14 protein-coding genes are annotated in these 13,944 nt (G+C 38.6%); 4 read left to right on the forward strand and 10 right to left on the reverse strand.

Annotation, left to right across the window (positions count from 1 at the left end; translation table 11 throughout):
• Positions 1–16 precede the first annotated feature (16 nt).
• From ACM40_RS06880 to ACM40_RS06910, 7 genes are all read right to left on the reverse strand, one after another.
• On the reverse strand, positions 17–706 hold the full coding sequence (locus tag ACM40_RS06880) for an urease accessory protein UreF (RefSeq protein WP_048502854.1): 690 nt from the start codon (positions 704–706) through the stop codon (positions 17–19).
• 1 nt (position 707) lies between these two features.
• A complete protein-coding gene (gene ureE, locus ACM40_RS06885) occupies positions 708–1,217 on the reverse strand; it encodes an urease accessory protein UreE (protein WP_048502095.1) in 510 nt (169 codons plus the stop codon).
• Positions 1,207–1,857 (reverse strand): hypothetical protein, encoded by a 651-nt coding sequence (locus ACM40_RS06890; RefSeq protein ID WP_048502096.1) that lies wholly within the window; start codon positions 1,855–1,857, stop codon positions 1,207–1,209. Before ACM40_RS06890 ends, ureE begins: the two co-directional genes overlap by 11 nt.
• 78 nt (positions 1,858–1,935) lie before the next feature.
• Entirely contained in the window at positions 1,936–3,657 is a 1,722-nt protein-coding gene (gene ureC, locus ACM40_RS06895; RefSeq protein ID WP_048502097.1) for an urease subunit alpha, read from the reverse strand.
• 1 nt (position 3,658) lies between these two features.
• On the reverse strand, positions 3,659–4,027 hold the full coding sequence (gene ureB, locus ACM40_RS06900) for an urease subunit beta (RefSeq protein WP_048502098.1): 369 nt from the start codon (positions 4,025–4,027) through the stop codon (positions 3,659–3,661).
• 14 nt (positions 4,028–4,041) lie between these two features.
• On the reverse strand, positions 4,042–4,344 hold the full coding sequence (gene ureA / locus ACM40_RS06905; RefSeq protein WP_047387758.1) for an urease subunit gamma: 303 nt from the start codon (positions 4,342–4,344) through the stop codon (positions 4,042–4,044).
• Positions 4,345–4,494: 150 nt separating this feature from the next.
• Complete coding sequence (locus ACM40_RS06910) at positions 4,495–4,857, reverse strand: hypothetical protein (protein ID WP_131705344.1); 363 nt, start codon at positions 4,855–4,857, stop codon at positions 4,495–4,497.
• Positions 4,858–5,274: 417 nt separating this feature from the next.
• On the opposite strand from ACM40_RS06910, the gene pruA reads away from it, so the two are divergent.
• The 3 genes from pruA to ACM40_RS06925 all read left to right on the forward strand — a co-directional run bounded on the left by pruA (position 5,275) and on the right by ACM40_RS06925 (position 7,819).
• Positions 5,275–6,900, forward strand: a complete 1,626-nt coding sequence (gene pruA / locus ACM40_RS06915) for an L-glutamate gamma-semialdehyde dehydrogenase (protein ID WP_048502100.1) — start codon at positions 5,275–5,277, stop codon at positions 6,898–6,900.
• A gap of 296 nt (positions 6,901–7,196) precedes the next feature.
• A complete protein-coding gene (locus ACM40_RS06920) occupies positions 7,197–7,424 on the forward strand; it encodes a hypothetical protein (RefSeq protein WP_048502101.1) in 228 nt (75 codons plus the stop codon).
• Positions 7,425–7,609: 185 nt separating this feature from the next.
• Positions 7,610–7,819, forward strand: a complete 210-nt coding sequence (locus ACM40_RS06925) for a hypothetical protein (protein ID WP_048502102.1) — start codon at positions 7,610–7,612, stop codon at positions 7,817–7,819.
• A 491-nt stretch (positions 7,820–8,310) separates the two neighbouring features.
• On the opposite strand, the gene ACM40_RS06930 is transcribed toward ACM40_RS06925, so the two are convergent.
• Positions 8,311–9,933 carry a tetratricopeptide repeat protein gene (locus ACM40_RS06930; RefSeq protein ID WP_165579286.1) on the reverse strand — a complete coding sequence of 541 codons (1,623 nt, stop codon included), beginning with the start codon at positions 9,931–9,933 and terminating at the stop codon, positions 8,311–8,313.
• A gap of 287 nt (positions 9,934–10,220) precedes the next feature.
• Here ACM40_RS06930 and ACM40_RS06935 point away from each other — a divergent pair, with 287 nt between their 5' ends.
• On the forward strand, positions 10,221–11,381 hold the full coding sequence (locus ACM40_RS06935) for a thioredoxin family protein (protein ID WP_048502104.1): 1,161 nt from the start codon (positions 10,221–10,223) through the stop codon (positions 11,379–11,381).
• A 54-nt stretch (positions 11,382–11,435) separates the two neighbouring features.
• On the opposite strand, the gene ACM40_RS06940 is transcribed toward ACM40_RS06935, so the two are convergent.
• Together ACM40_RS06940 and ACM40_RS06945 are read right to left on the reverse strand one after the other, a co-directional pair.
• On the reverse strand, positions 11,436–12,710 hold the full coding sequence (locus ACM40_RS06940; protein WP_048502105.1) for a hypothetical protein: 1,275 nt from the start codon (positions 12,708–12,710) through the stop codon (positions 11,436–11,438).
• Positions 12,711–12,856: 146 nt separating this feature from the next.
• A complete protein-coding gene (locus ACM40_RS06945) occupies positions 12,857–13,879 on the reverse strand; it encodes a 3-oxoacyl-ACP synthase III family protein (RefSeq protein WP_048502106.1) in 1,023 nt (340 codons plus the stop codon).
• Between the last annotated feature and the right edge of the window lie 65 nt (positions 13,880–13,944).

The raw sequence follows: 13,944 nt of genomic DNA on the forward strand, positions 1-13,944 counted from the left end.
CTCTGCTCTTTATTTTTTAAGACATATACAATCTGGAATACAACCTCTCATGTTGCATGCATCTGATATCAAAGGCTGTATTACATAGGCCAACCATGTCCCTGTCCAGTTCTATTGTTTCATTGGCTGTTTTTTCCATGACCGGATAGAGAGAAAACAGGATATCCTGGCCGTCCAGCTGTCCCAGTGGGACCAGCTTCACCGCATTGGTAATCATTCCGGCTACGGAAGTATGATAAAAACCTAAAAGTGCTTCGTATAAAGGAATTTTCATCAAATAAGCATATACCCCGAATACAATGCAGTAATGTGAATTGGCTTCACGGTTCTGAACTGCTTTTTCAAAGGCTTCCATCAATGGGAAATGCTCTCTTCTTTTAAAGATTTTAATTAGCCTTAATCCCAGTTTCTGGCTGGCCTGCCGGATTTCCTTAGGACATTTTATGGCATTACATTCATTGTCAAGGCTTATCAACAATTCCAAATCATTATTTTCTGCAGCATTATAGGCAAGCTTTACGAAGGCTCCGTCATTGTATTTGATGTTGTACTGAAGCATATTTTCAACAAATTCTTTAGCGGTCTGTAAATTATTGACAATCCTTTGCTGCACATACGTTTCAAGGCCATTGGAATGGGTATACCCGCCTATCGGAAGGGTTGGGTCAGACAAATGAAGCAGACCTGACAGGAAATTTAAATTCATATTATTCATCTTTTGGAGCAGCCATTTTTAAGATTTTAGTAAAAATTGAAGATCCCAAACTTCCGTGCCCGTGAGGTTCCACATTGGATTTAAGAAGGTTAAGCAGTTTTACGGTCTGTTTTTCAGGTTTAAAACCACTTGCCTCAAGCCATCTGAACATCGGCATTTCAAAAGGAAGAAGCACTTTATCGTCCTGAATAAAAAGCGGAATATGCTTGTTTCCGATTTCGTAACAAACAGTTCCCATTTCGAGCAAAGACCCAGGCGACATAACGATGGCTTCCGTTTCCAGCACATTTACTGCAATCACTTTTTCTTCATCTTCAAACAGGATATCTCCTTCACGCAAACGCTGTCCTTCGCGGAGAAACTTGATGGCTACCTCTGTTCCCTGTCTTGTTTTCTTGCGCTGAATTCTTTTTGTGGTTTCAAACCACTCCAAATCCAGAAAATCAATAGATTTTGGTGTAGGATTTTGGACAATATTGCCTATTGCTTCGTTAATTATCATCTTTTTTTGCTTTTTTTCTGAAGTCTAGATTTTTAGAAATTCCCACCCCGAATGTTGAACCGCTGATTCCTGCGACATAAGTTTTCGTCCAGCCTTCCTGTTTTGTTTTTGTCTGAAGCATTGAAAGCTCTGCAAACTTGAATTTCAGGGCCCAGCCTCCACCCAGCACAATCCCGATCAAAGGATAGGCACGAAGGCGGTAACCATTAAAATTTTCCATTGAATCTGCTGTTCCTGATACCTGCTGCCCCCATACATAATGCGCATCCACCTGGGCAATCAGAAGGAAATATTTTCCAAGCGTTAATGACGGGCTGTACCAGATTCCGGCTTCATTCTGTTTATAAACAACATTATGATCCACAGCATTCTGCGAGTAAGCATAGTTTACTCCGATAACATCATTATTATTAATGAAATATCCCAATCCAATCGGCGCACTTGAAACTGTGCTGGAGCTGCTTGAAGGGGTTGTTATTTTAGAGTAATCCAATGAACCGTACACCATAAATTGCCCTTTAGGCCCTTCATCATCATTTTTCAGTCTGCTCCCTCCCAGAAACTGAGCGTTAAGATGTCCTGAAAGCATAGACATTCCGGCTACAGCAAAGGAAAAAACAGTTTTATTTAAGTATTTCATTTAATTTGTTCAATGTTAGTTATATCATTCATTTTCTGAAAAGGCCCGGCCTTTCACCGGGCCTTAAAAAACTCAAGATTAAAACAAGTAATACAACTGTGTTAAAGGAAGTTTTTCCGCAGGTTCGCAGGTAATGTATTCACCGTCAACCGTTACTTTGTAGTTTTCGGGATTTACTTCAATTACAGGTGTTTTATCATTGTGGATCAGGTCCTTTTTAGAAATATTTCTGCAGTTTTTCACTGGCAGGATCGTTTTTTCCAGCTTGTATGATGCTATAGTTCCGTTATCAATGGAGATTTGGGAAACGAAATTCACACAGGTTCCGAATTTTGCCTTTCCATGGGCTCCGAACATATTTCTGTAAATAACGGGCTGTGGTGTAGGAATAGAAGCATTCGGGTCACCCATTTTAGCGGCAATCACAAATCCTCCTTTTACAATCATTTCCGGTTTCACTCCAAATAATGCCGGTTTCCAGATGACAAGATCAGCCAGTTTTCCCTCTTCAAGAGATCCCACATATTCTGAAATACCATGGGCAATAGCCGGATTGATGGTATATTTCGCTACGTATCTTTTGGCTCTGTAATTATCATTTCCACCTTCTTTATCTTCTTCAAGGTTACCTCGCTGCTCTTTCATTTTGCTTGCCGTCTGCCAAGTTCTGGTAATCACTTCGCCGGGTCTTCCCATCGCCTGTGAATCCGAGCTCATAATACTGAAAACACCCATATCATGAAGAATATCTTCTGCAGCAATGGTTTCAGGACGGATACGTGAGTCAGCGAAAGCTACATCTTCAGGGATATTTTTGCTTAAATGATGACATACCATCAGCATGTCAAGATGCTCATCGATTGTATTTACCGTATAAGGACGGGTCGGGTTTGTAGAAGCCGGAAGCACGTTGGGATACATCGCAGCTTTGATGATATCCGGCGCATGGCCTCCACCTGCTCCTTCTGTATGGAACGTATGGATTACTCTTCCGTTGATGGCTCTCATGGTATCTTCCAGGAACCCTCCTTCATTGAGTGTATCGGTGTGGATAGCCACCTGAACATCATATTTATCAGCAACTTTTAATGCTGCATCAATGGTAGCCGGAGTTGCTCCCCAGTCTTCATGGATTTTCACGCCTAAAGCTCCTGCTTCCACCTGCTCTTCAATAGGTGCTTCTGCAGAACAGTTTCCTTTTCCGAAGAAACCGAGATTCATAGGATATTCTTCAGCAGCTTCGAGCATTTTCTGCATATTGAATTTTCCCGGAGTAACGGTGGTTGCATTGGTTCCGTCGTTTGGTCCTGTTCCACCACCAATCATTGTGGTGATTCCGCTGTATAAAGAGGTTTCGATCTGTTGCGGGCAGATATAGTGAATGTGGGTATCGATTCCTCCTGCAGTCACGATATAACCTTTTCCTCCATGAACTTCTGTGGAAGCACCGATAATCATGTTCGGAGAAACGTCGTCCATTGTGTCAGGGTTCCCGGCTTTTCCGATGCCTACAATCTTACCGTCTTTGATTCCGATATCTCCTTTTACGATTCCCCAATGGTCAATGATCACTGCTCCGGTAATGCAGAGATCCAGAACACCTTCATCTCTTTTCGCGGTAACGTTCTGGCCCATTCCGTCACGAACGGTTTTTCCTCCTCCGAATACAGCTTCATCTCCATAATGGGTGAAATCTTTTTCTATTTCAATAATAATTTCAGTGTCCCCCAGCCTGATTTTATCGCCAGCTGTAGGCCCTAATATATTGGCATATTGTTTTCTGTCTACGTTTAAGCTCATCTTAGTGTGTTTTAAAGTTTAATTGTTCAGCTTTTGCAAGGCTTGCTTTTTTCTGGTCTGCAGAATCTGTCTGCCCGTCTACAAGGTTATTGAAGCCCATAGCTTTTTTTGCCCCGCCTATTTCCACCAATTCCACTTCTTTTTCTTCTCCCGGTTCAAAACGGACTGCAGTACTTGCTACGATATTCAATCTTTTTCCAAAGGCTGCTTCCCGATCAAAGCTCATCGCTTTATTCACTTCAAAGAAATGGAAGTGCGATCCTACCTGAATCGGACGATCTCCTGTATTGACAACTTTTATTCTGGCAGTTTCTCTGCCTTCATTGCAGATAATGGTGCCTTCTTTTACAAATATTTCTCCTGGTATCATAATAGAAATAGGTATTAGCGGATTGGGTTATGTACGGTTACCAGTTTGGTTCCGTCCGGAAAAGTTGCTTCAATCTGTACATCGTGGATCATTTCTGATACTCCGGGCATTACATCATCTTTGGTAAGAAGGTTAGCACCTTCCTGCATCAGTTCGGCTACTTTTTTTCCGTCTCTTGCACCTTCAAGCAGAAAATGACTGATGAGTGCAATGGATTCCGGATAGTTAAGTTTAAGACCTCTGGCCTTTCTTTTCAGGGCAAGCTCGCCTGCCAGGAATAGCATGAGCTTTTCCGTTTCTCTAGGTGTTAAATGCATTGTATTTTATTTTAAATTGGATATAGGGGTAACCTTTCTGCTCTATGAAAAAGCAAATAGATATTCTCGAAAATATTGAAAACAGGAAATGAATCTTGCGGATCTGTATTCATATACAAACCACAGGGAATCATTTAAGGTTGGAAAGGGTTAACAGCCTGCAATCTGCAGAGAATGATACAGAATGTATCTGGGTGCCGTAATATGAACGCGGTTTTGAACAGCCGCAGTTTTGGTATCATAAGAATAGCTGGTGAAGAAAAAGTTCAGCCACTGTTGCGTGATAATGGCATAATCAAATTTTACTTTTTCAACATTACCGGTGTCCTGTGCATCCTGATCATCCGAAACATTGTAAATCTCCGGCTGACCCTGCGGGTCTACATGTTTAAAGAAATGTGTTTTTGAGGAGTCACCAAGATACGACTGAGCTTTCCCGTTACCTGCAAAAAGACCTGCACATAAAGCGGTGAAAAACATTGCGAAAAAGAATAATAGAATTCTATTTTTCATATCAGTCATTGATGGGATAAAATTATATAATCCTATAGGTCTCAAGCTATCAAAAAGATCATTTAAAATGTTCAAAATCGAGACAAGTCCAATTTCAACTCAACAACAGGCTTTCGGTAAATCCTTTTTACACAAGCACTTAATAAATTACTTCTAAAGTCTTCTATTATAACAATTATTTCAATGTTTTGATTTATACAATTGTTATAAAGCAGAATGTATTTAAATTCAATTAAAAAAATAAACCCATAAACAGCAAAAACTATCTATTATATATCATCAAAATGGAATTTTTTTGAATATAAAACAGTAATCGGTTTCATTTTTATAAAGATCGGCAGTTTTTTTTCTTTGCGTTAATTATTGTAAATTTGTATACCAACATATTGATTAATTTTTAAAATAATACAACATAATATGTCAAAAGCAATTTCGCAAGTACCATTTGCAGTAAACGAGCCGGTAAATTCTTATGTTCCGGGATCTCCAGAAGTTAAAAGCCTGATCGCAACTTACAAAAAGATGTGGGCCGAGAAGACAGAAATTCCAATGATCATCAATGGAAAAGAAGTAAAAACGGATGAAAAAGTTCAGCTTCAGTCTCCTCAGGATCATGCTCATGATTTCGGATTTTACTATAGGGGTACCATGCAGCATGTAGATGACGCTATCAACGCGGCACTGGCAGCTAAAAAAGAATGGAATGAACTGGGCTGGGAACAGCGTGCAGCTATTTTCTTAAAGGCGGCTGATCTTTTGGCGGGACCTTACAGAGATGTGATCAATGCAGCTACGATGATCGGACAGTCTAAAAACGTACACCAGGCTGAAATTGATTCTGCATGTGAATTTATAGATTTCCTGAGATTCAACGTAGAATTTATGACTGAAATGTATTCTGAGCAGCCGGTTTCTGATGCCGGAATCTGGAACCGCGTAGAGTACAGACCATTGGAAGGGTTCTGTTTTGCAGTAACTCCATTCAACTTTACAGCGATTTCCGGAAACTTACCTACTTGTATGGCAATGCTTGGGAACGTTGTGGTTTGGAAGCCTTCTGACAAGCAGGTTTATTCTGCAAAAGTAATCATGGATGTATTAACTGAAGCAGGTCTTCCTGCCGGTGTCATCAATATGATCTTCACAGATGGAAAAGAAACTGCTGAGAAAGTGTTGGCACACCCTGATTTTGCAGGTCTTCACTTCACAGGCTCTACGAAAGTATTCCAGGGAATGTGGAAAATGATCGGTGATAATATTCATAACTACAGAACTTATCCAAGAATTGTTGGGGAAACAGGCGGAAAAGATTTCGTTATTGCTCACCCTTCTTCTAATATAGAGGCTGTAGCTACTGCTTTGGTAAGAGGTTCTTTTGAATACCAGGGACAGAAATGTTCTGCGGCTTCAAGAGCATATATTCCTAAATCTCTTTGGACTGATGTGAAAAAAGTAATGGAAACTCAGATGCATTCTATTAAAATAGGTTCTCCTGAAGATCCGTCTAACTTTGTGAATGCAGTAATCGACAAAAACTCTTTTGAGAAATGTAAAGGGTATATCGACAGAGCGAATGCTTCCGGTGAAGCTCAAGTGGCAATCGGTGGAAAAGTTGATGATTCTAAAGGATGGTTTGTACACCCAACTGTAATTGAAACGACTAATCCTCATTATGAAAGTATGGTTGAAGAGATATTCGGCCCTATCCTGTCCGTTTACGTTTATGAAGATCAGGATTGGAAAGAAACTTTAAAATTAGTAGACTCTACTTCTCCATATTCATTGACGGGTTCTGTTTTTGCGCAAGACCGTTATGCAATCAATGAGGCCTTCAAAGCTCTTGAAAATGCTTCCGGTAACTTCTATATCAATGACAAGCCGACAGGTGCAGTAGTAGGTCAGCAGCCTTTCGGAGGAGGCAGAGCTTCAGGTACCAATGACAAAGCAGGCTCTAAAATGAATTTACTAAGATGGACCTCTGTAAGAAGCATCAAGGAAACTTTCGTTTCTCCAAAAGATTACAAATACCCTTACTTAGGATAATTAACGATAATAATCTTGTTCATGATGAGTAATCGGCAATGAGCAATGAGCAATTACAAAATCCCCGGAAATGATATTTCCGGGGATTTTTATGAATGATATTAGATGAAAATAATATTGATTTACTTCCCCAAATACAGAACCCAGAACCCAGAACCCAAAACTCAAAACACGGAACACGAAACTCAAATTTGTTCCCTAACACCTTTTAACAAATTTTATCTATGTTTTAATACTTTCCAGTATTAGTTAGGAATAATTATTGAATTTTACTAAATACACCAAAATAATGTATTATGAAAAAGTTTTTGATAGCAGCCATGGGTTTAGGAATAATAGTTGTGAGCTGCGGAACCAAAGAATCTTCCATGTCATCCAGTACTACCGATTCGACGGCAGTAGATACTACCAGAACCGCGACACCGAACAGAACCGTAACTCCAACTGACTCTGTAAAGGTGACTAATCCTGATACGATCAAGATGAAAGTAGATTCAATGGCAACCAAATCTCCGGCAAAATAGATACAGTAAGTTTAATCTCAACATGGAAAATCCACAGATGAAAGCTCTGTGGATTTTTGTTGTGTTAACAATTCAATTTAAATATTGTATAAAATGATAATTTTATCAGAATATATAACTTACAACTAAAAAAGAGCTTAATATTTTTTATATTTGATTATAGATAAACATCAAAATTAACTATTATGAAAAAATTATGGATAGGAGCTATTCTGGGAGTTGTGTTTTTAGGAAGCTGCGCCCAGAACAAAGAAAAAAGAGAAGAATTTAAAGATGAGCACAATAAGGATTCTTTAAGAAATAAAATGGGAGATTCGGCGGTAGCCAATTCCGAGCCGGTTGCAACCGTTCAGGATTCTTCCAAAATAAAAACCGACACTTTAAAAGCAAAATAAAAAGCAAATCCGCAGCTCTGCTGCGGATTTTGCACTTAAAAAAACTTGACTGAAAAAAACCGGGCAATCAACCCCGATTGTATCATCTTATTGCATCAGGCTAAAACTATTGACCTGATCATAAATTCTTTCATGATTCTTCCGGATAAAGCCGCAATCGGCACAGCTGCATGATCATCTTCCAAAAGGCAGTATTGGAAATACATATGCCGATACGACTGCTAAAAGGCTTCATCTCATTAACTAATTAAAGTTTTCATGGTTTGCATAAAATAACTGCAGGTATTTTATACTGTTAGTGTTTTTTTGCATTTAAATCTGAACGCTGTTCTGCTTTACAGAAATCAAAGATTAAAAAGAGTGACACATGTGCAGTATGCCTGTTACTGTAAAACTGGCGCAAAGATATAGATGTGAAGGTCTTAGGTAAAACAATAGGTTAGCCATTTTCATGAAAATGAAAAGACTGAATGCCAAAAAACAGGCTGTTTTTAATTGTTTTCGCGAAAATGAGTATTTTTATCTGACTGGTTTCCAGAGTCCAGATATTTAATATAGGCAGAAGGGGAGAAATCAGTTACCGCTTTAAATACGGAAGCAAACTTACTGTGCGAGGAAAAACCACATTCATCAGCCAGAATACTTATTTTATACTGCCTGTATTTATCATCATTGATAAGTTTGTCTACAATATAATTAATTCTTAAACGGTTAACGTATGTTTTTACATCCGCACTTTTATGCCGGTTGATAACGTAAGACAGGTATTTTGTATTGGTATTAAGTTCTGCAGCCAGAAATGATAAAGACATATTTTTATTGTTATACAGCTCTCCTTTCTCAAACTCTTCAAGAAGTTCCAGAAGCTTCGACTCTGTCTCGGAAGTCATCAGGGATTCGCCTTTCCTTTTGTCGTCCTCTCCTGCCCTGTCATCCACCTCTTCAACAGAGATATTTGAGAAATCGGAAATTTCTGTTTTTAAAGGCAGCGATTGACTTCGGGAACCGATCATCTGCAACTGCGATCTTATAATATTTCTGAATTTTGCCCGCTGTTTCTTCTGCTTTTTTCTAAAGAAAATAAGGATGGCAACCAATGCTGCAAGCAATACAACAATGGCTGTATTTTTAACAATGCTGATCTGGGAACTTTTTTTATTTGGCTTTACTGCTGTTTCAAGATTTTTAATAGCGAACTCACGGTTTCTTGCTGTAAGACTGTCATAGGCTCTCACATATTTTACAGCGTACAGGGAGGCTTTAAAGTTATCCCCGGTTCCTTCATAAAAATCATTGATATTGGAATATACTGCTTTTTTCAGCTTAAGACTCCTCGAACTGTCTGCTATATTTTCAGCTTTTTTAAGGTAGAATTCAGCATCTTTCCAGTTTTTCTGTTTCAGACGGATCCCGCCCAGCCCGTTATAAACCAGCCCCAGGACACAGCATTGGGTTGTGAGCAAAGATTCTGCTTTGCGGTAATGATTTTCAGAAGCTGTATAATCTTTCAGCTTAAGATATATATCCCCAAGAATCTGATAAGAAGCAGCCACTGCCCGTTTATTATCCTGATCATCTTTTCCAAAGAAATCCAATGATTGTTCAATATACTTTACCGCTTCCGGGTAGCTGCTCTGTTCCATTTCATAATAGGCCATTTCCTGGCTCAGCAGTCCCAGTATTTCTCCTTTTTCCTGAGTATCAGTAATCCGTTCTGCTGCTTGCATACCTTGCAGCGTATACTTTTTTGATCTTTCAAAAAGTCCTACCAGCCGGTATTCTTTAGCTAAGAATCCATTGACACGCGATTGCCATTCTGCATCATCAATCTGGTTGAGCAGGGAATACGCATTTTCACCATAACATATCGATTTTTTGAATTCACCTGCCGAATGATACAGTTCTGCAGAGAGTAAAAGACTCTTCACTTTGTCCAGAGGCTTTTGTGCCTTCATATATAATGAATCTGCTGTTTTCAGAACCCTGGGAATATCTTTTGAGTCTACCTGAACAGATGTTCTTTCACAGATCTGGTCAAAATTGTATTTTTTCTGGGCCAGAAGAGGCACAGCAGTAATGAACAAAAACAAAAGTTTCAGCAGACTTCTAGACATAAAAAGGTAAATTATTATTTTTATTTTATAATAATTCATCATTCTCATGGGTTGTCTTTTTGTTTTTACAAAGCTACTAATATTTTATATTTTATTAAAACATTCTTTTATCATTTAATTTTTTTAACTAAAAAATCAAATTTTATTTATTTTAATAACATATCAACAAAGGTTTTCACTTTAAATAGATTTATTACATATTAAAATAAAATAACCGTAACTATTTTCTTCCCATGCCGACATATTGTTAACATAATTATTACATTTGTAATCAATAAAAAGTTTTTATGAAAAAATTAGCAATATTTTCTTCTTTATTTATAGGAGCTCTGGCATTGGCGCAGGGAATTAAATTTGAAGACAGTAATTTCTCATCGATACTGGCAAAAGCCAAAAAGGAGAATAAACTTATATTTGTAGATGCCTATGCATCATGGTGCGGCCCTTGTAAATTGATGGTGAAAAATATTTTTCCACTTCAGACCGTTGGTGATTTTTACAATTCCCATTTCATCAATGCGAAAATAGATATGGAAAAAGGAGAAGGAATAGGTCTTGCTAAAAAATACAACGTGAAAGCATTTCCAACCTATCTTTTCATTAATGGTGACGGAGAAGAAGTACACAGAACTTTAGGCTATGTAGAGGAAAAGGATTTCATCCAGTTTGCCAAAGATGCTGAAGATCCCAGTAAAAGACTTACTGCATTGAAGCAAAAGTTTGAAAACGGAGAAAAGGATCCTGAATTTCTAAAGAACCTTGCAGGCCTTACCATTTACAATGATTCTGAATTTGCAGGCAAAGTACTTGACCGTTATTTCCAACAAAAGACTGTACTGGATCAGGAAGATATACAAATGCTTCTTTCAGGAATACAAAGTACGGAAAGCCCGTTATACAAAACCTTTCAGGCAAGAAAATCTGATATCATCAAAATCCTGCCGGAAGACCGATATGCAAAAGTGGATAAGAGTATACAACTCAATACTGTTCTTAAAAAGTCTTACAATGCAGACACCAAATCATGGAACGACAGCTATTTCCTTACAGAGTCACAAAAATTCATGCCTAAAGACGAAGCTGAAAAAACACTGAAAAGAGCAAAAGCAAACAGAGCTTTAAAGAATAAAGATATTCCGACCTATGAAAAACTGACCCTGGAACTGTATAAAGATTATTCTGCAGCAAGTTCAGAAGAATTGAATTCACTGGCGTGGAACTTTTTTGAAAACGTAAGCAACAAAACCTCTCTGGAAAAAGCAGTAAGCTGGGCCCAGGAATCTGTAAAGAAAGATGAAAATTATGCCAATACAGATACACTGGCCAATCTTTACAACAAAATAGGAGATAAAAAGAATGCCAAGATTTGGGCTGAAAAATCTGTTCAGCTGGCTAAAAGTACAGGTCAGGATTCTACGGATACTGAGAAGTTATTGAAAAGTCTTTAATACAAAAATCGCCAGTTTTTCACTGGCGATTCTTTTTGTAACTATACTGTTCATTTAGTTATTGTATACTAAAACCTGCATTTTGGTAAGCATCGCTTCAGTATCACCATTATATCCTGAATAGCCGGAAGGCACAAAGTTGACGATCTGGTTTCCTGCCCATGCAGAATACTGTACCTTAAAAGTATAAGTTCCTGCACTAAGAGTTACCGCTTTCAGAAAAGTTACCGGGATCGGAAGCCTTACTAAAGCTGTTCCGCTTACCATTGAGGTATAGGCAGACGATATTTTGGTTCCATCCTGTAAAAGATAAAAAGCCCCCTGTGCATCTGTTGCTGTAGTACTGGTTGCATAGCCCAAAATGGTAAACAGAAATGTCTGAGTAACCCCCGCAGGAACAGTTAGGGTTATGGTTACTCCCGGTATATCAGCAACTGTTCCTTGATTAATAGCTAATGCTGTTGTTCCCTGCACATAATTGGCTGAAGAAATAGTTCCGCTAGAGGTATTCAATGTTTTCCAGGTAGGCGCTGCGCCTGCTCCGTTCGATGTGAGAATCTGGCCTGTAGTTCCAGCGCTTCCTGCTGTAGTGGCATTTCCTCCTACGTTGATCTCATTGGTAACCTGTAACGCACCATTCACATGTAAAAGTTTTTGCGGAGTCTGAGTTCCTATTCCTACATTCCCGGTTCCAGTTACTGTCATTCTATTAGCATTGTTGGTAAGCAGGTTGATAGGATTTGCAGAAATCGTATTCAAATTCATGCCTGTACTGTTACCTGATGTAGTAATCTGAGCTGTTGAAGCATTATCCACAAACATACTTAAAGTACCTGATCCCCCAGTCGCCTGAAATGCCCCCCTTGAAGAACCTGCTGCCGATACGATCCCCTGGGTTCCCGTAGTTCCGATTCCTACATTATTTGATCCATTTACAAAATTAAGCGAATTTCCCGCGGTTGTCACTGTTCTATTTCCCGCAAGGGTACCATTAGAGGTATAAATATTAACAGGTGTATTTAGTTTGGTCCAGACCGTACCATCGTAATAATAATATCCTACAGCATCAATATTTGCAGCGGTTCCAGCTTGCGTTCCCGTTGCAATACTGTTAACATAAATTAACGTGGAAACAGGAGTTCCCGTCATACTTTGCGCTCTTTGCCTGTCAACTCTCGGAACCAGTAATCCATCCACGTCAGCAGTGGTACCGGTAGCATTTTTGGCTGTTATATCGAGAGTTGAAGCAGGAATTGGGGTGTTTATCCCCACTTGTGCATAACAGAATAAGGGCAGTAGTAAAGCCCCAGGTAATAAATACTTTTTCATTTGTTTTTTGTTTATAATTAAGCATCTCAAAGTTAATAAAAAAAAAACATTTTTTCTTATTTCTCAAACAAAACCAATATTACATTACTAAAAACAAAAAGCAGGTAGAAAATTACCTGCTTTTATTCACTTATAATTGAAAAAAATTAATATTTAAACAATACACTTCCCCAGGTAAATCCGCTCCCGAAGGCCGAAAGAAGCACAAGATCTCCTCTTTTAACTTTTCCTTCTTCAATAGCTTCGCTTAATGCAATAGGAATAGAAGCTGCTGTTGTATTTCCGTATTTCTGAATATTGTTATGGATCTTTTCATCCGGAAGTCCGAATTTTTGCTGTACAAACTGGGCAATTCTAAGATTGGCCTGGTGAGGAATGAACATATCAAGATCCTCCACTGTTTTTCCTGCTTTATTCAGAGCCTCCATCATCGTTTCAGGGAATCTTGTTACCGCATGCTTGAAAACGAAATTACCGTTCATGATAGGATATACTTCCTTATTGGTTACATTTTCCGGTTCTTTTCTCATCCTGTCGCTCCATCCGAATTTAGATCCCGGAAACTGTGTGCACAGTTCGTCTGCATATTTTCCTTCCGAATGCATATTTACCGCCAAAATATCCCCTGCATTTTCATCTTCGGTGGCAGACAGTATAATAGCTCCTGCCCCATCTCCAAAAATTACAGAAACACCTCTTCCTTCATCGGAAAAATCAAGTCCGAAAGAATGGATTTCTGCTCCTACCACAAGGATATTTTTATAAGTTCCTGATTTGATAAAAGCGTTGGCAACACTCACTGCATACACAAATCCTGAACATTGGTTTCTTACATCCAGAGCACCGATTGTATCACAGCCCAGCATATCCTGAAGCAATACCCCGCAGCCCGGGAAATAATAATCCGGAGAAAGGGTTGCAAAAACAATATAGTCTATATCCTGAGCGGTAAGTCCCGCTTTTTCAAGAGCTTTTTCAGAAGCTTTAAACGCTAAATAAGCAGTGGTTTCCTGAGAATCATTTCTGTTTTTTCTGTGTCTTCTTTCTTTGATGCCTGTTCTTTCCGTAATCCATTCGTCATTGGTGGTCATCAGCTTTGCTAAATCATCATTCGTAACAACATTATCTGGAACATAAAATCCGATCCCTTTTATTGTACTTTTAATCATATAGTTTTTTTAATTTTGGCAAAGATAAAATTATTTAACACATAGTTTTTCAAAATATTAGTATT

This window comes from Chryseobacterium sp. BLS98, assembly GCF_001045445.1.
Taxonomy (GTDB): Bacteria; Bacteroidota; Bacteroidia; order Flavobacteriales; family Weeksellaceae; genus Chryseobacterium.

What these genes read in the sequence shown, in the direction of transcription:
- ACM40_RS06880 (WP_048502854.1), bottom strand. Translation starts at nt 706, where the DNA reads ATGAATTTAAATTTCCTGTCAGGTCTGCTTCATTTGTCTGACCCAACC.
- ureE (WP_048502095.1), bottom strand. Translation starts at nt 1,217, where the DNA reads ATGATAATTAACGAAGCAATAGGCAATATTGTCCAAAATCCTACACCA.
- ACM40_RS06890 (WP_048502096.1), bottom strand. Translation starts at nt 1,857, where the DNA reads ATGAAATACTTAAATAAAACTGTTTTTTCCTTTGCTGTAGCCGGAATG.
- ureC (WP_048502097.1), bottom strand. Translation starts at nt 3,657, where the DNA reads ATGAGCTTAAACGTAGACAGAAAACAATATGCCAATATATTAGGGCCT.
- ureB (WP_048502098.1), bottom strand. Translation starts at nt 4,027, where the DNA reads ATGATACCAGGAGAAATATTTGTAAAAGAAGGCACCATTATCTGCAAT.
- ureA (WP_047387758.1), bottom strand. Translation starts at nt 4,344, where the DNA reads ATGCATTTAACACCTAGAGAAACGGAAAAGCTCATGCTATTCCTGGCA.
- ACM40_RS06910 (WP_131705344.1), bottom strand. Translation starts at nt 4,857, where the DNA reads ATGAAAAATAGAATTCTATTATTCTTTTTCGCAATGTTTTTCACCGCT.
- pruA (WP_048502100.1), top strand. Translation starts at nt 5,275, where the DNA reads ATGTCAAAAGCAATTTCGCAAGTACCATTTGCAGTAAACGAGCCGGTA.
- ACM40_RS06920 (WP_048502101.1), top strand. Translation starts at nt 7,197, where the DNA reads ATGAAAAAGTTTTTGATAGCAGCCATGGGTTTAGGAATAATAGTTGTG.
- ACM40_RS06925 (WP_048502102.1), top strand. Translation starts at nt 7,610, where the DNA reads ATGAAAAAATTATGGATAGGAGCTATTCTGGGAGTTGTGTTTTTAGGA.
- ACM40_RS06930 (WP_165579286.1), bottom strand. Translation starts at nt 9,933, where the DNA reads ATGTCTAGAAGTCTGCTGAAACTTTTGTTTTTGTTCATTACTGCTGTG.
- ACM40_RS06935 (WP_048502104.1), top strand. Translation starts at nt 10,221, where the DNA reads ATGAAAAAATTAGCAATATTTTCTTCTTTATTTATAGGAGCTCTGGCA.
- ACM40_RS06940 (WP_048502105.1), bottom strand. Translation starts at nt 12,710, where the DNA reads ATGAAAAAGTATTTATTACCTGGGGCTTTACTACTGCCCTTATTCTGT.
- ACM40_RS06945 (WP_048502106.1), bottom strand. Translation starts at nt 13,879, where the DNA reads ATGATTAAAAGTACAATAAAAGGGATCGGATTTTATGTTCCAGATAAT.